The sequence below is a fragment of the Verrucomicrobiia bacterium genome (genome assembly GCA_036405135.1).
Taxonomy (GTDB): domain Bacteria; phylum Verrucomicrobiota; class Verrucomicrobiia; order Limisphaerales; family JAEYXS01; genus JAEYXS01.
Genome location: DASWYF010000047.1, coordinates 39,226 through 55,548 on the forward strand (window position 1 = coordinate 39,226; position 16,323 = coordinate 55,548).

Genomic DNA, 16,323 nt, shown 5'->3' on the forward strand with positions numbered 1-16,323 from the left:
TACAGAGTCGCGCCCCTCAGAGCCTGCGGTAAGCAGCATATCGCGTCGGAATCCCTTCAGCATTGAAGCCGCGCTCAAAATCCGTTTTCACGGCGCTCAATTCTTCCGGTGTTTCGATGCGTTCGAACTTCGGGTTCGCATCAAACACTGTCACCATCTGCTCGTGATAATCCGCATCATCCGTGCGCAGGTAAATGATGCCGCGATCTTTCAGCACGCGATGAACCAGATCGGTGAAGCGTTCGTTCACGAGGCGGTTCTTACGATGCTTCTTCTTGGGCCACGGATCGGGGAAGTAGATGTGCATGATGTCCGTGGAATCCGCCGGCAAAAGATACTCCACGAAGTAAGCAGCCTCAATGCGCATGCCGCGCAAGTTCTGCAAACCTTGTCGTTGCCCCTTGCGATCAATCTTGCGCAAACGGCCCAACAATCTTTCCACGCCGAGAAAATTATACTCGGGATGCTGTGACGTGTATTGGATGAGGAAGGAGCCATCCCCAGCCCCGATCTCCACCTGAAGTGGCTGCGCTTTGGAGAACATCGAGCCAATGTTCAACGGCTCGAAGAACGATTGAGGACGATGGACCAGCGTAGGCGCCGGTGCGGCTGTAGATGAAGGAGACTGGCTCACGATTGCGTTTCTTTCTGGGCGCGGCTGACAAAGAGCGCGAGGGACGCTGTGTAACCGTGCAGGAAATTTTTATCACCGATGGGACCGATCTCGCCATTGCAGAAGAAACCGGTGAGAGCGGTGGTGCCGAGCTCGCGCTGGATCATATCGGCATCATGATTCGGCTCGCCGAAAAGGCCCGTGCCGCGACCATTGCAGCAATGTAATGACCCGCCAAAGATGGTGCGACCAGCAAGAGTTTTCTTCGCTCGTTCCAGCAAGGCATGCATGTCCTCTGTAGCAGCAGAGGCATCGCGACGTTGAAATTGAATGGTCTGCCCCGCACGCGGAAATGCACCCACGACGAGCACGCCTTTCCCCGGATCGCCACCCACGAGATTGCGGATAAGGAAATCGCCGCGATGAAATTCCTCAAGGTATTCATTCACGACCAGACCCACGAAGAGATTGCCGCGCAACTTCGACTTCTCATTGTCCGGAAGTTTCTCGAAGGTTTCCGTGAGGATGGAATAGGCGGGCTTGTTGCCGATCTCGAAGATCAGGTTGCCATCCGTGCGCGTGATGGTCCATGTCTCGCCGATGGGCGTGCAGCCTTGGGAAATGACACTGGTGATCTCCACATCTCCGGCGACGGATAACGCCACGCCACCTTCTTCAAACACATCACCATTCAGATAGATCTGAGTGTTGCGCTCCTGATACACCCCGCTCGCCAGACCGCCTACGATCGGCAGAGGCGCGTAAGCCGCGTTCCATTGCTTTAGCCAGTTCTCCGCATCCAGATTGAAAGGATCGGCGAAGACGAGCCAGCCGTTCGTGTCTTCACGTTGCACGCCCATCTCCTCCGGCCAGTAGGAGCGATCCGTGCAGCTATCCACCTGTTCTTGCGTAAAACGCTTAGCCGTGAGTTTGGCTCCCGGAAGATAGTAGAGCCCCAGCACGAGGCCGGGCTTTTCCTCGATCTCATGGCGACCGCACACCAGGCTTTCACTGGAACAACCGACGAGCAACGGGATGCGCGCGTGCAGGCGCAAGGTCTCCAGCACTTGAGCCGCGTGAGGGAAGAAATGCGGCGTCATGAAGACGAGGCCCAAGCTGACTTGGGGCGTCTCCAACTGGTTACGAAGGTTCGCGGCCCAGGTTTCCAGCCCGGCCTCGTCATACTCCCCCGCCCAATGTCCGCAAACCGCATACGGCGTCCGCATGGGAGGATTCTAACTATGGATAGGACAGGAGTAAAATGGTTTAGCCACGGATGAAACACAGAATCACACAGTCAGAACTGCAAGCTCTGCCTCCTCACGTCAGCAGCTACTTAGCTGCGCAGGAAGTAACCGCGTTGCTTCTCGCTGATCGGCAGGCTCACGTGCTCCATCACGGCCAGCATGTCTTCCCACACCTTGCGCTTCTCGCTGGGCGCCTGATTACGCAGAAGATATGCTGGGTGAAATGTCGGCATCACGGGAATGCCCTGAAAACTCATCCAGTTGCCGCGCTGCTTAGTGATCGGTATCGCCTTGCCGAAAAGGCCTTCCACCGCTGTGGCTCCCAACGCCACCAACACCTTGGGCCGGATGATGTCGATCTGCTCGAGCAGATACGGGATGCAGGTTTTCATCTCATCCGGCGTGGGCTTGCGATTTCCTGGCGCACCCGGCGGCATGTCAGGACGGCATTTCAAAATGTTCCCGATGTAAACGGTGCTGCGAGATTGCCCCATCGCCTGGATGATCTTCGTGAGCAATTGCCCCGCTGCCCCCACGAACGGTTCGCCTTGCGCATCTTCATCTGCTCCCGGTGCTTCCCCTACGAACATGATGTCCGCATTGATATTGCCCACGCCGAAGACGACTTGAGTGCGTGCAGCGACGAGGTTCGCGCATTTCACACAAGCCAAAGCGCGTGCACGCAGATCGGCCATCGCCGCTTCCTTCGCCTCGGGAGACAAGGGCGCTTTGGTCGGAGCAGGCGCAGCAGCACCCACTGGAGTTGCGATTTCTCTAGCCGGAACAGGAGGCCTGGAAACAGCCGGTGCTGCGGGTGCCTGAGTAACAGCGAAAGCTGAGGACAATCTTTGCGCCGGACGAGCAGCCTCGGAGGCGGGTGATGCCGCTCGAGCTGGCGCAGCAGCAGAGGCCGATGCAGTCGCAGGTGCGGTGAGCGCCTTGAGAGCGGCATTATCCACCGTCACAAAACGTGTTCCGCGCGCTTTCAGTTGCTGCAGGTGCTCGATGGTCGCTTCGAGCAGTTGGTCGTATTCACCCGGCATGTTGGGGACATGGTAAGATACCGGACGCTGAGTTCACGAAAAAATTGAGCCTCCAGCGAACCTTCTTTATAGTCACCGTATGACACGGCACTGCCATAAATGCGGATGGGAATGGAAGATCTCCGGCCAGCCTGGCCGCAATGATTCCTGCCACCGATGCGGTCTGGACATGAAAGTGTGCCTGAACTGCGTGCATTACGACGCGCGGGTGGCGCAGCAGTGCAAAGAGCGCCGGGCCGAACCGGTGCAATACAAGGATACGGCGAACTTCTGCGAATACTTCGAATTCGTCCGCCGCATTTTCGCCGGAGCCAGCGCCGCAGATAAGCGGGAGCAGGAGGCGCGGGAGAAGTTGAAGAAGCTGTTCGGGGATTAAACTGCACCGACACGCTACTTATAGTGGTGACTCAGGGGAAAATTACGGTGAAGTGGCCCATATGGATGGGGCCTCAAAAAATACCGTAAACCACTGACTTGACCTTTTTGGAATATCTGGCATGCTCTTCCTCGGACTAGCACAAATTTAGGGCAAAGATGCTAAGCGGTTAGTTGTTAGATTGTTCTTTGAATGCCCAACAAGTTTCGACTTGGGTGAGTACACACTCGGGTCGGAAATCTACATAGTCCCACTGTTGTACTAATTCCGAAAACTCCCCGGGCGTGGAGGATCTTCCCCAGATCCCCACGCCCGGTTTATTTTTACCCATAACGCCCTTTCCCAATGCGTTATCGTTAGAATTCCCGTATTTCACCCATTTGTAACCTTCCAGCCACGGTTTCGATGCATTCCAGAGGCTTCTCTATGGTCTGTTTTATACAGATTTATGGACGAAGCATTGATAGTGACGAAAGAAGCACCCAAAGCCTTGGTGGTAGAGGATGAGCGTGATCTCACCACGCTCATCGCCTACCACTTGGAACGGCACGGAATCAAGACCACCACGGCAGCGGATGGCGAGATCGGCCTCATGCTGGCCACCCGGAACCGGTTCGATGTCATCATCCTCGACCTGATGCTCCCTTCGCTGAGCGGGCTGGAGATTTCCCGGCAATTGCAGGCGCGCCAGAATCCCATGCCTCCAGTGATCATCCTCACAGCCGTTTCACCGGAGATCGTGGCGACCATCCGCGAAAAACTTTGCGCGGAAGCGATCATCTTCAAGCCGTTCCGTCCGCAAGATCTCGTGGCCTGCGTGACGAATCTCATCCGTCGCGCGCAAGCCTCCACCATGGATTCCTCAATCTGATCCGATGTCCGCTAAAAATAAATTCCATGTGGTGCAGCTCCGGCAATTGCTGGACGGCAAGGCGAACAGCTTGCAGCAATCACTCGAAACTCTGGCCCGAGGACGCTATCGAAGAATCGGCGATTGCCTGAAACTCATCCGTGCGTATCAGCAATTGCGCGAGTGCGGGGACAAATCATTGCCATCCCGCATCAAAGCAAAGGCACAACCGCTCCTGACGGAACTGCGCTTCATCCTGGAGCAAGCGCAGCAACCAAAAACGGCGATCAAGCTGTTGCAAAAGCTGGAGACGGAAGAAAACCAACCGGCCATCGCGTGGGCGAACGAGCGGTTAACGCAACGCAACCAGAAGCATCTGGAGAACCTCGCCGAACGCGCAGCGAAGGCGCTCAAGGATTTCTCACCCACATCACATCATGAATCGCTGGAGCTGCTCACAGATGCGCCCTTGCGCAAGCAGCACCAACAGCAACTGAAACGGATGACGCGCGAACTCGCCCGGCAGCTCGATCATGTGGACAAAGATGGCGTGACGGCGGAACAACTGGCGGAATTGCGGGAGCTGCTGCGACGTTGCCGTTTCTTGCTGGAACTAAGCGGACAGTTGTTCGAGAACTCACTACCTTTCGATGCGCGACTGCTCGATGAATGCCGTGAGAAGCTGAAGAAGGCCGATCAATGGCAGACGGCGACGCGTTTGCTGCATGAATTGGAACCGGAATTCAATGCGCGCCCGCGGCCTATGGCACGTGAGTGGTTGAAACTGCACGAGGCGGTTCATGAGGGCGCACAGAAACGCTCACGTAAATTGGCGAAGAGCATGCGGAAGGATGATTCACACTGGGCTGGACTGCGCTTTGCGCTCAACAAGCTCACAGAAGCGAAGAAGTAGAGACTTCAGCGCAGGTGCTGTTCCATCAGACGATACGCCTTCTCGCGCATCGCGTCAGGGAAATCGTGGTCACAATCAGGATGTTCGACCAAGAGATTCTGCGGCTTGCCGTAAAGCTGATAGATGGGTTTCGCGGCAGCCGCCACTTTATCCACACTGTCCCATTTGAAATTCCCATCCTTCAACGGTGCGCTGATGAAGCAAACGCGCGGAGCCAGCGCACCGATGAGTTCGTGGAAGTCATACGGTATTGTCTCTAACTTGCCTGCATAGTGCGCCAGCTTCGGCATGTAGCGTTCCTGTGTCCATCCTCCTCCCGGTTGCCAAACTTTTGGGTTGCCGTTGTAGTAATCGAGATACGAATCCAATCCGCAACTGCTCACGATGACCTTGATGCGTTCATCGAAGACAGCGGTGTAAACGGAATTGTGCCCACCGAGTGAATGACCGATGGCGCCGAATCTCCCTTTCTTCACGTAAGGCAATGACTCCAGCAGATCCAAGCCGCGCATGTTGTCCCACACAGCTTTCAACGTGCCGCTCTCCCAGCCAAGCGCTTTCAGGTCAGGCTGATAATTGGCGAGTTGCGGGTACGCAGGTGCAATCGTGATGAAACCGCGTTCCGCAAGCTCGGCTGCATATTGACGATTCGCTTTCCCACCAAGTGCTGCAACGACTTTGTGGCCGTTCACATTATCCGTGGGATGCAGGCACAGGACGGCAGCAGTTTTCTTCTTTTCGTAGAGAGCCGTTTTCGGAATGAGCAGATACGCAGGCGCCCGTGAACCGGGCTCCGATGTGTAAGTGATCAATTGCCGCACGTAGCTCCCGCAATCAGTTTCTTCCTCCACCTTGGCATCCAGCGGGCAGCGCTTCTCTTTGCCCGGCAGCTTGCCCATCACGGTTTCCATACCACGCACGATCTCAGCGCGACGCTTCTGCCAATCGCGTGTGGATTTCACGGGTTTCACTTCACCCTGGGCATCTCGATACTGCAGGAGGTTTTCCCGTGACAACCGTTCGTCCAGATCAGTGGCGACCACACTTAAATTGATGAGAAAAACAGCGGCAAATGTGAAAACTCGTAGAACAGCGAAAGCCATGGCCATGGCACTATGACATCACGGTTTTTGCTTTTCTTCAAAAGGATTATCTCGAAACGAAGCAGTCAGCAGGCCGACGTACAAAATCGCGAACGTGCCAAACACAATCACAAGATAGTTATGATAAAGGCTGGTCATCTTGCCGAATCTCTCTGGAAATAAAGGAGTAAATGTCATCCACATGATGACCAATACTCCTACCACCGTACCAGCGAGGGCAGCCACCTTGGTCGCTTTCTTCGATATGAAACCCAGCAGAAACAATCCCAGCATCCCTCCGCCAAAAACACCCGCTAACTTCCACCATAGGTCCAGCACGCTCGCCGACTGGATCATGAAGAGCGCCATGGCGGTGCCAATGATGCCCCAACCGAGCGTTGCGAGGCGCAGCACCAGCATGGATTCTTTTTCACCAGCCTTGGGGTTGATGTAGCGCTTGTAGATATCGCCGTATGTGAGCGTGGCCATGCTACTGAGGTTCGGATCCATCGCTGCCGCCAGCAACGCGGCGATCACGAGACCGCGAATACCTGCGGGCAAGGCGTTGTTGATGAACCATGGGAAGACGGCATCTGCTTTCAAGCCTTCGGGAAAGAATGTTGGATCACCGGTTTTCAGCGCGAACAAAGCGGTGCCAATGAAGAAGAACAGCGCGGCCACGGGCACATACAGCCACGCACCGATCCACACACTGCGGCGCGCATCGGCATCGCTCTTCGCCGTCACGTAACGCTGCACATAACTTTGATCGACAGCGAAGTTTTGCAGATTCACCACGAAGCCGTAGAAGAGCACCACCCAGAATGTGGGTTTGCTCCAGCTCAGATCGAATCCGCCCAAGCTGAACTTTCCCGCTTCCGCTCCGGTTTTCACGATGCCGGCAAAACCATCTGGCGTTTTATCCGCGATGAGAACCACGCATATGATCGGGCCCAGCAGAAGCACGAGCGCTTGCAGCACGCCTGTCCAGATCGCCGCTTTGATTCCACCGAACACGGTATAAATCGTCATCACCCCACCAACGATGAGGATGATATATTCCACCTTCACACCGGCCACCGGAGATAACGCCAGCGCCAGCAGATACACGATCGTGCCCATGCGCGCCATCTGCGTGAGCAGGAAGCACACGACGGCATAAGTGCGGGCCCACGCTCCGAAACGTTCTTCCAGATGCTCATAAGCAGAGACGTGGCCGCTGTTCCGATAGAACGGCACAAACCATTTGACCGCGATCCATGCCGCGATGGGTGTGGTCAAAGAAAAGACGAACGGACCCCAATCACTTTTGAAACTGCTGCCGGGATTCGCGAGAAAACTGATGCTGCTGATGTAAGAGCCGAAGATGGAGAGACCGACGGCCCAACCGGGCAGCGAGCGCTGCGCGGCCATATAGTCCTCACTCTGCGTCGTATCCCGCGCGAGCCATAACCCCATGCCAACGACCAGCGCCAGATAGGCGATGATGACGCCGATGTCGAGGAATGGCAGGGGGGTGTTCATTTCTGCTGATCGCGTTTCGTGAGAGCTCTGAATACCATGGGCTTCGTCTCACTCCTCACCCGGTTCCGCAGAGACGGAATCGACCTCTCCTCATTGAGAGGAGAGGTAGCCTTTGATGGCCATAATAAAAACAGAGCATCTAAAAGACATTGCGGCTCTCTTCTCCCTCCCCCCTCAACGGGGAGAGGGCTGGGGTAAGGGGTGAGTCGAAACATAGCGCTTACGATACTCGACTATTTCGGCCACTCGCCATTTACCATCTCTTGCGCTTCCAGCTTCTTTGGATCAATCACCACGTGCTTTACGCGCAGGCGTTTCCAGGTGTAAGTGATGTGCACCAGCCCGTCGCTGGTCTGGATGATGGAGGGGTAACTGAACTCCGCTTTCGGTTCGTCTTCCAACGTCAGCGCTGCTTGCCAGGTCTTGCCATTTTTGGAGACAGCGAGATTCAAAGGAGAGCGACCGCGCTCGGTATGATTGTAAACGAGGAGATGGCGGCCATCTTTCAAAGTCACCGCATCGGTGCCGGAATTGGGATTGGGCAAAGAGGTCAAAGTCATCTCACCCCATGTCTTGCCGTTATCATCAGAAGAGATTTGAAAAACGTGCTTTTGCTTCGTGCGACCAATCGCCATTAGCTTGTCGCCACCAAGGAACAGCAGGCTTGGCTGGATCGCACCAATGGCTTTGCCGTCATTCACAGGCCAAGACTTCGTCCATGTCTTACCGAGATCACTGCTGCGCTCGAAGTGGACACGCCAACCATCGTGCTCGCTACTGGTCGGACACAGGATGTCACCATTCGCGAGTTGTTCCGGTTTGTTCTTGATGGGGCCGAGCAAACCATTCGGGAGATACCACGGCTCAGCCCAAGTCTTTCCGCCATCCTCGCTAGTCGTCAGCATGCCCCACCATGTGCTGGGTGTGGGACCGACTTTGTAGAAGAGCATGAGCGGGCCGGTCTTCGGCTGGAATAACACCGGATTCCAGCAGGCGTAGCGCTTCGGTTTGCCTTCTTCGGGATTCTTCTGCACGCCGTTCACCACTTCCACGGGCGTCGTCCATTTGCCGCCTTCTTGACGGGAGAGCCAGATGCCCACATCGGGATCTTTCTCCGCTGTGCCACCGAACCATGCGGCGACCAAGCCGCCTTTCGATTCCACGATCGTCGAGGCATGGCACGAAGGGAACGGTGCGGTTTCGTAGATAAGTTCGCCTTTCAGATAGCCGGGTTGTTGCGACAGATCGGCGGCGATAAGCTGGGTGGCCAGGGACAGCATAGCCACCAAGGTAAACGAGGTTTTCATGGGTGCGAATGGATGGATCATCTCACGGGTTTCAGGCCCAGGGCAATCATGCGTGCACGGATGCGCTCGCGTTCGGGTTCACGAAAGCTTTGAAACGGCTCGGCCACAGCGTCATTGCAGATGCCCATAAGCGACAGCGCACATTTCAAACCTTTGATCAGTGCGGAGCGATGTCTGCCCACGGTGTAAATACTTCCAGAGAGCGCCATGACTTCCGCGTGAAGTTTGCGCACGCAAGGCAGATCTTGTGCGGCAGCGGCTTGATAGAGATCCACGTAGAGACGCGGGTGGAGATTCGCTCCACCATTCACTCCGCCGTGACCACCAAGCAAGACGGCTTCAGGCGTGAGTTCTTCAGGGCCGATGAGAACAGTCCAGTCGGAGCGTTGCTTGGAAAGCTCCAGCAAGCGGTGGAAATAAATCATGTCACCAGAGCTGTCTTTCATGCCGATGATACGCTGGTGATCCATCGCGCGTTTAACGGTATCCAGTTCGAAGCTCACCTTTGTGAGCGCAGGCATGTTGTAGAGAAAGAGTGGCAAGGGGAGTTCCGTGACGAGATGCTCGATGTATTCGGAAAGCTCCGGTTGACCGGCGGCGAAGTAGAACGGCGCGGAGGTCACGACGGCTTGCGCACCGCAACTGGCGGAGAACTTGGCGAGGGCAAGGGATTCCACGAATGCAGTATCTGTGATACCGACTAGAACCGGCACACGACCATTCACGAGCTTGATAGTGCGCTCAACGAGTTCACGGCGTAGACGGTAACTCAGGCTGGGAGCTTCACCCGTGGTGCCGAGGACGAACAAGCCCGCAACACCACCGGTGATGAGGTGTTCGACCAAGCGTTCGAGGCCGGGAATGTCCAATGTATCGCGGTCAAGCAATGGCGTGACCATAGGCGGGACGATGCCGCGTAAGGGAGCTGTCATGAAATTGGGAGGCATTAAATTGGTTAGCTTCGTCTGACGACGGCGGCTACGGGTTTGAAGATTAAGCGGCGCGGCGGCGGGGTTTGCGAGTGGTTGATTTTTCAGGCTCGCCGCTTTCGATGCGGTTGAGTTCATCGAGCAAATCACCGGGCAGGCCGAGTGAAATGGTGCGGGTGTCACTGGCGTTGTGAAGCTGGTCGTAATGTTCCAGTGTTTGCTGGCGGCTCACGCGGATGTGCTCAGCCATCAGCTTGCGGGCGCGATCTTGGTTACCAGACTCCACGGCTTTCAAAATCTGTGTGTGGTAATCGAGGGTTTCTTTCAATACGGCGGCCGTGTGTTCCTGACGGGGGGTGCCGAAGACGCCAGTGAGGAGGCGTGAATCGGTGACAATCTTCATGAGGCGGCGATTGCCTGCTGCGCGCAAGAGAACCAAGTGAAAGCCTAGATCGGCGGAAAGCAGGCGGCGCATCTGAGCGGCGTCTAGCGCGGGGCGCTTTGTATCTGCCAGCTCTTTGATGAGGACAGCGATTTCATCGCAAAAGCGTTTTAGTTTCGCGAGTTCTTCAACGGGTAACTTGCCAGCAGCTTGCGCGACAGCGAAGGGCTCAAGGGCTTCGCGCAGTTCGTAGAGTTCGCTGAGGTCGCGGCGTTGCAACTCTTTCACAATGGTGCCGTAACGGGGCACCTGTTCCAGCACGCCTTCCTGCTCCAGATCGCGGATGGCTTCGCGCACGGGAGTGCGGCTCATGCCGATCTCGCTGGCGATGGACTGCTCGGAGACAACGGTGCCGGAGGTCAGTTCACCGGCAAGGATCTTCCGTTGCAGATGGTCGTAGGCCTGTTTGCGAAGAGACGGAGCGCGCATGTTCGGTTTCGCTTTACTTGAGATGTGCTGCTGGTATACCAGTGGAATATCCAATGTCAATTCGCGATGTGTTCAACGCCTTCGCGGAACCAAACTCGATGACCATGAAAGCGTTTTCGTTACTGGCCGCTGCGACAACTCTGATCGCAGTTGCATCTCCTGCCTTTGGGCAGAATCTGGATCGCATCAAATACAACAATCCCGGGCTGGCGGTAGATTTGGGTGTCGGCCTCTGGGCATGGCCGGTGCCATGTGATGTAGATGGGGATGGGGATTTCGATCTCGTCGTATCCTGTCCGGACAAGCCGTATAACGGCGTGTATATCTTCGAGAATGTCACTGGAGATACGGCGAAGAACAAGATGCCGGTGTTCAAAGCACCGCGCCGCATCAGCAAGACGGTGCATTATGTGACACCTTCATATGTTGATGGTAGATTGCGCGTGCTGACGCCGGAGAAAGAGTATCCGGATTTTCTCAAGACCGGTTTAGATAACGCGGTGAAGCTGCAAGTGACGACGAAGGGCGTGCATACGGTCGCAGTGGGCAGCAAGCCGGACTTCTACAAGATCCGCCACAATCAATGGCGTTATGTAGATTATGATGGTGATGGGAAGCTGGATCTCACGGTGGGTATCGAGGATTGGGCGCATTACGGCTGGGATAACGCATGGGATATGCAGGGTAAGTGGACGAATGGGCCGTTGCACGGGATTGTGTATGTGCTGAAGAATGAGGGCAGCACAAAGGAACCGAAGTATGCTAAGCCGTTTCTAATCGAAGCAGGTGGCAAGCGATTGGATACCTTTGGTTGCCCTTCGCCGAACTTCGTTGATTTCGATAACGACGGTGATCTGGACATCTTGTGCGGTGAGTTTTTGGATGGGTTCACGTATTTCGAGAACATCGGCTCGCGCACGGCTCCGAAGTATGCGGCGGGCATCAAGCTGAAGGCGGCGGATGGCAAGCCGTTGGTGATGGATCTGGAGATGATTGTTCCGGTGGCGTTTGATTGGGATAAGGATGGCGACTACGACTTGATCGTGGGTGATGAGGATGGGCGCGTAGCGTTCATCGAGAACACGGGTAAGCTGAGCAAAGATCGCACGCCGCAATTCCTCCAGCCGAAATATTTTCAGCAGGAGGCGGATGAGGTGAAGTTCGGCGCGCTCGCTACACCCGTCGGCTTTGATTGGGATGGCGATGGCGATACGGACATCATATGCGGCGATACGGCGGGATATGTGGCGTTCTTTGAAAACCTCAGCGGGCCGGGTGTGGAGCAACCGAAGTGGGCGGCACCGAAGCGGCTTGAGGCAGATGGGAAAACGCTGCGTATCATGGCGGGACCGAACGGTTCCATCCAAGGACCGGCAGAAGCGAAATGGGGTTACACGACGCAATCGGTTTCGGACTGGGATGGCGATGGTTTGCCCGATCTCATCGTGAATTCCATTCTCGGTAAAGTGGTGTGGTATAAAAATGTTGGTACGCGCACGAAGCCGAAGCTGGCAGCGGCGAAACCGATCGAGGTGGAATGGAAAGGCGCGCAACCGACGCTCTCCTACGGCTGGCTCCGCCCGGAAGGCAAAGGCTTGCTCACGCAATGGCGCACGACGCCGGTGACGGTGGATTTCAACAAGGATGGGCTGGTGGACCTCGTGATGTTGGATCATGAGGGTTACCTCTCATTCTTCGGGCGGAAGAAGGAGGGCAGCAAACTGGTGTTGCTGCCGCCGCAACGCATCTTGTGTGATGACAAGGGCGCGCCGTTGCAGTTGAACGCGAAGATTGCGGGCGGAAGTGGACGTCGCAAGCTGACGGTTCTCGATTGGGATGGAGATGAGAAATTGGATGTGCTGGTGAACAGCCAGAATGCTCAATGGCTGCGGCAGGTCGCGCAGAAAGACGGCAAGTATCTTTTCGAGAACAAGGGCAATGTGGATACGCGCAACATCGAAGGGCACGACACGCATCCGACGGCGGTTGATTGGAACAAGGATGGGGTGCCGGATCTATTGATCGGGGCGGAGGATGGGCGGTTGTATTATCTGAGGAATCCGAGGCCGGTTGCACCGGCGGGCCAATAAGTCTCTGGCGGCCTTCAGGCCGCGTCATCTAACCACAAAAATGCCCAAGGCAGCTTAGCTGCCTTGGGCTGAAATCTTTTAGCCCTTTGGGCTAAAGCCGAGGTGATCGATATTCGTTACTCCTTCAAGCGGCCGGCGGACCAGAGGATGCCGCGGGAGACGTAGTTCAGGAAGACTTCGTCGCGGAAGGTGTCGTCGGAGTGGCCGTAGGTGGTGCCGAAGACGCGGGCTTTGCCGTATTGGTTCGTCCAGATGACGGGGTGGTCTTTGCCGTCTTTCTCGCTCTTGGAGGTGGCAAGGGCTTTGGCGTTCGGCCAGAGTTTTTCGATGATGTAGAGTTCGTCTTTCGGAGTGACCCAGTTGGCGGGCATGCCCTTGAGCGCGGGGTGGTTGGCTTCGACGAGCTTCACAGGGTAATTGCTCTGGTGATCGTGGCGGCGGCTGGTGACGCCCAGCAATTCGCGCCAGTCATCGACGGTCGCCGCACGATAGGTGTGCATGGCGCAGTGGATGACGACAGCCGGTGTGCCGGCGTGATGGGCTTTGGTGATCTTATGGATGTAATTGGTATCCGTGGTGTCGGCGAAGCATTCGTTGTGGATGACGACGTCGAATTTCTTGGACCACTTGGGATCGTCGTAGAGCGGGATCTGGGCTTTGGTGCCGGTGCCGCCTTCCATCACGACGGTCCAATCGACCTTGACCATTTTGTTCAGCGCATTGGTTAGCTGGGCGCTTTGGAAGGTGTAGTTGTGGCAGCAGCCGCCGGTGACAAGGAGGGCGCGGAGCGGTTTCTTGCCTTTGACATCGGGGGATTGTTGGGCGGAGGAAAGGTTTGTGGTGGCGAGGGCGAAGACGCCGACGGCAAACAGGGCGATGAGGCGATGGATCATGGGTGGGAGTTTAGAAGCGACAACTAAGAATGAACAGCGGGAAAAGTTTTTAAGCCACTGATGGAACACAGAAGAAACACGGTTGAGGGAAATCTTGGGTGGGGAGATCAACCGCGAACTGTGCGAAATACACGAGCGGGGAAGGCGGCCGATCACAGATCGCCAAGAGCCGAGAAATACAGATGATGAAATGGTTACTTTTAAGGGATTGGCCTTGCGGCACTGGCGAAGCTGCGCGAAAATTTTGGGATGCGTTTGCCTGTGATTTTGCGACGAGCGGAAGTGGTCCGAACGGTGGGTGTGCTGGCGTTTTCGTTGGCGGTGGCGCCGGTCGCTGTCATGGGGGCGACATCGGAGCAGGTAGCAGGTTGGAAGCGGGCGGCGGAGCAAGGGGATCTGCAATCACAGCATTATCTCGGCTACATCTATGCAAATGGTGAAGGTGTTACGAAGGATCTGACGGAGGCGGCGAAGTGGTATCTGCTGGCGGCGAAGCAAGGGAATGCGGATGCGCAGCAATACACAGCTTATCTTTATGCGAGCGGCCAGGGTGTGAAGCGTGATCTGGCGGAGGCGGCTAAGTGGTATCGGGAGGCGGCGAACCAGAATGTGGCTCTGGCACAGTATGCCTTGGGCATGGCGTATCAGAATGGGGATGGCGTGAGCGTGGATGCGGGCGAGGGAGCGCGGTGGCTGGAGAAGGCGGCAGTGCAGGGGTATGCACCGGCGCAACATTCGCTGGCGCTGGCGTATTATTCGGGCAGGGGTGTGACGAAGAATGCGAAGCTGGCGGCGGATTGGTGGCGCAAGGCGGCGGAGCAAGGGCTGGAGGCGGCGCAGTTCAATTACGCGGTGCTGATCGCAAATGGCGAAGCAGAGGCCAAGGACAAAACAGAAGCGGTTACATGGTATGAACGCGCTGGTGAAAAGGGCGTGGTGGCGGCCTATTACAATCTCGCGGTATTATATGCGAGTGGCGGCATCGTGGAGAAGGATGTAGCGGAATCGGTGAAGTATTACCGGCTGGCTGCGGAGCTTGGCCACGCCGGGGCACAATATCAGCTCGGAGCGATTTATGCGATGGGACTCGGGGTTTCCCCGAACATCGAGCGGGCACTTGAGTGGTATCAAAAGGCGGCGCAACAGAAGCACCCGGAGGCGTTGTATAATCTGGGGATTCTTTACGCGAATGGGGAAGGCGTGAAAGCGGATGCGGCCAAGGCGGCGGAACATTACCGGCAAGCGGCGGATTTGAACCTGCTCGCGGCACAGCATGCTTTGGGGCATTGCTACCAGCAGGGGGAAGGGGTGAAGAAAAGTCCAGCTGAGGCGCTGAAGTGGTATCAGAAGGCGGCCGAGCAGAAGTATGCTCCGGCGATGGCAGCGATCGCGTATCTGTATTTTCAGGGTGAAGGCGTAGCCAAGAGTTTGACGGAAGCGGTGAAGTGGTATCGCCGGGCGGCAGAGGCGGGATTGGCGAGCGCGCAATCGAGCATGGGTTATTTCTATTATTCTGGTGAAGGCGCGACGCGGGATGCGGTGGAGGCGGCGAAGTGGTGGCGCAAGGCGGCGGAACAGGAGGATGCTTCTGCGCTTTTCAATCTGGGACTGCTCTACACGAATGGTGAGGGCGTGAAACGCGACCCAGCGGAAGCGGCGAAATGGATGAAACGCGCGGCAGAGCAAGGTTACGGACCGGCACTTTACAATCTCGGAAGTCTGCATAATGAAGGTGCAGGTGTGCCAAGGAATCCGCGCGAGGCCGTTCGCTATTGGAAAGAAGCTGCGGAGAAGGGGTATGCGGCGGCACAATACAATCTGGGCGTACGCTATGCGACGGGTGAAGGCGTTTTCCAAGATACTAAAGAAGCGGTGAAGTGGTATGAGAAGGCGGCGGCACAAAATCATGCGGCAGCGCAAGCAGCCTTGGGCACGCTCTACGCCGAAGGAAAAGGTGTGGCGAAGAGTGACGTGAAGGCGAAAGATCTTTGGCTGAAGGCGGCGGACCAGGGGAATCTGGGTGCGCAATATAATCTGGCGCAGACTTACGCCGGTTCACAGGATTTCAAACTAGCGGCTAAGTATTATCAGCTCGCGGCAGCCCAAGGGCATGCGGGGGCGGCTTATAATTTAGGGCTTCTCTATACCAAGGGTGATGGGGTGCGGCAGGATGCCGCCGCCGCCTTGAAGCTATATCGCCAAGCGGCGGAGAAAGGGCATGCGCAAGCGCAGTTCAATATGGGTGTGCTGCATGCCACAGGCGAGGGTGCAAGCAAAGATATGGCGGCAGCAGCGGGCTGGTACCGCCAGGCAGCAGACCAGCGTTATGGGCCGGCGCAGTTCAATCTGGGTGTGGCTTATGCAAATGGTGACGGGGTAAGTAAAGACATGGTGGAAGCATTGAAGTGGGTGGAACTGGCGGTGAATAATGGGCAGGCAGCCGCAGCGACAACGCGTGACCAGATGCGGAGCAGTTTGAGCGCCACTGAGCAAGCGGAGGCGATGCGGCGGGTGGCGGAGTTCAACCGGAAATAAAAAACCCGGAAACAATGATGTTTCCGGGTTTTTGAGAAAGGACGAGTTGA

The 16,323-nt window shown here is 56.3% G+C and carries 14 protein-coding genes; 5 read left to right on the top strand and 9 right to left on the bottom strand.

Going from position 1 to position 16,323, the window contains the following annotated elements; translation table 11 throughout:
• Positions 1-16 precede the first annotated feature (16 nt).
• From trmB to VGH19_21190, 3 genes are all read right to left on the bottom strand, one after another.
• Positions 17-634 carry a tRNA (guanosine(46)-N7)-methyltransferase TrmB gene (gene trmB / locus VGH19_21180; protein HEY1173891.1) on the bottom strand — a complete coding sequence of 206 codons (618 nt, stop codon included), beginning with the start codon at positions 632-634 and terminating at the stop codon, positions 17-19.
• Positions 631-1,839 carry an FIST N-terminal domain-containing protein gene (locus VGH19_21185; GenBank protein ID HEY1173892.1) on the bottom strand — a complete coding sequence of 403 codons (1,209 nt, stop codon included), beginning with the start codon at positions 1,837-1,839 and terminating at the stop codon, positions 631-633. The genes trmB and VGH19_21185 overlap by 4 nt, the downstream gene beginning before the upstream one ends.
• 110 nt (positions 1,840-1,949) lie before the next feature.
• Entirely contained in the window at positions 1,950-2,903 is a 954-nt protein-coding gene (locus VGH19_21190; GenBank protein HEY1173893.1) for a uracil-DNA glycosylase, read from the bottom strand.
• A gap of 79 nt (positions 2,904-2,982) precedes the next feature.
• Here VGH19_21190 and VGH19_21195 point away from each other — a divergent pair, with 79 nt between their 5' ends.
• From VGH19_21195 to VGH19_21205, 3 genes are all read left to right on the top strand, one after another.
• A complete protein-coding gene (locus VGH19_21195) occupies positions 2,983-3,279 on the top strand; it encodes a hypothetical protein (protein HEY1173894.1) in 297 nt (98 codons plus the stop codon).
• A gap of 448 nt (positions 3,280-3,727) precedes the next feature.
• The gene (locus VGH19_21200) at positions 3,728-4,150 is read left to right on the top strand and encodes a response regulator transcription factor (GenBank protein ID HEY1173895.1); all 423 of its coding nucleotides are present in this window, start codon (positions 3,728-3,730) and stop codon (positions 4,148-4,150) included.
• A 4-nt stretch (positions 4,151-4,154) separates the two neighbouring features.
• Positions 4,155-5,042, top strand: a complete 888-nt coding sequence (locus VGH19_21205) for a hypothetical protein (protein ID HEY1173896.1) — start codon at positions 4,155-4,157, stop codon at positions 5,040-5,042.
• A gap of 5 nt (positions 5,043-5,047) precedes the next feature.
• On the opposite strand, the gene VGH19_21210 is transcribed toward VGH19_21205, so the two are convergent.
• From VGH19_21210 to VGH19_21230, 5 genes are all read right to left on the bottom strand, one after another.
• On the bottom strand, positions 5,048-6,145 hold the full coding sequence (locus VGH19_21210; protein HEY1173897.1) for an alpha/beta hydrolase: 1,098 nt from the start codon (positions 6,143-6,145) through the stop codon (positions 5,048-5,050).
• A gap of 18 nt (positions 6,146-6,163) precedes the next feature.
• Positions 6,164-7,648 (bottom strand): sodium:solute symporter, encoded by a 1,485-nt coding sequence (locus VGH19_21215; protein ID HEY1173898.1) that lies wholly within the window; start codon positions 7,646-7,648, stop codon positions 6,164-6,166.
• 233 nt (positions 7,649-7,881) lie between these two features.
• Positions 7,882-8,955 carry a sialidase family protein gene (locus VGH19_21220; GenBank protein ID HEY1173899.1) on the bottom strand — a complete coding sequence of 358 codons (1,074 nt, stop codon included), beginning with the start codon at positions 8,953-8,955 and terminating at the stop codon, positions 7,882-7,884.
• Positions 8,956-8,972: 17 nt separating this feature from the next.
• Entirely contained in the window at positions 8,973-9,887 is a 915-nt protein-coding gene (locus tag VGH19_21225; protein HEY1173900.1) for a dihydrodipicolinate synthase family protein, read from the bottom strand.
• Positions 9,888-9,948: 61 nt separating this feature from the next.
• Positions 9,949-10,755 (bottom strand): GntR family transcriptional regulator, encoded by an 807-nt coding sequence (locus tag VGH19_21230; protein HEY1173901.1) that lies wholly within the window; start codon positions 10,753-10,755, stop codon positions 9,949-9,951.
• Between the two features lie 53 nt (positions 10,756-10,808).
• Here VGH19_21230 and VGH19_21235 point away from each other — a divergent pair, with 53 nt between their 5' ends.
• On the top strand, positions 10,809-12,845 hold the full coding sequence (locus VGH19_21235) for a VCBS repeat-containing protein (GenBank protein ID HEY1173902.1): 2,037 nt from the start codon (positions 10,809-10,811) through the stop codon (positions 12,843-12,845).
• Positions 12,846-12,961: 116 nt separating this feature from the next.
• Here the strand turns inward: VGH19_21235 and VGH19_21240 are convergent, their stop codons facing one another.
• Positions 12,962-13,738, bottom strand: a complete 777-nt coding sequence (locus VGH19_21240; GenBank protein HEY1173903.1) for a ThuA domain-containing protein — start codon at positions 13,736-13,738, stop codon at positions 12,962-12,964.
• Positions 13,739-13,987: 249 nt separating this feature from the next.
• On the opposite strand from VGH19_21240, the gene VGH19_21245 reads away from it, so the two are divergent.
• Positions 13,988-16,273 (top strand): SEL1-like repeat protein, encoded by a 2,286-nt coding sequence (locus VGH19_21245; protein HEY1173904.1) that lies wholly within the window; start codon positions 13,988-13,990, stop codon positions 16,271-16,273.
• Positions 16,274-16,323 lie beyond the last annotated feature (50 nt).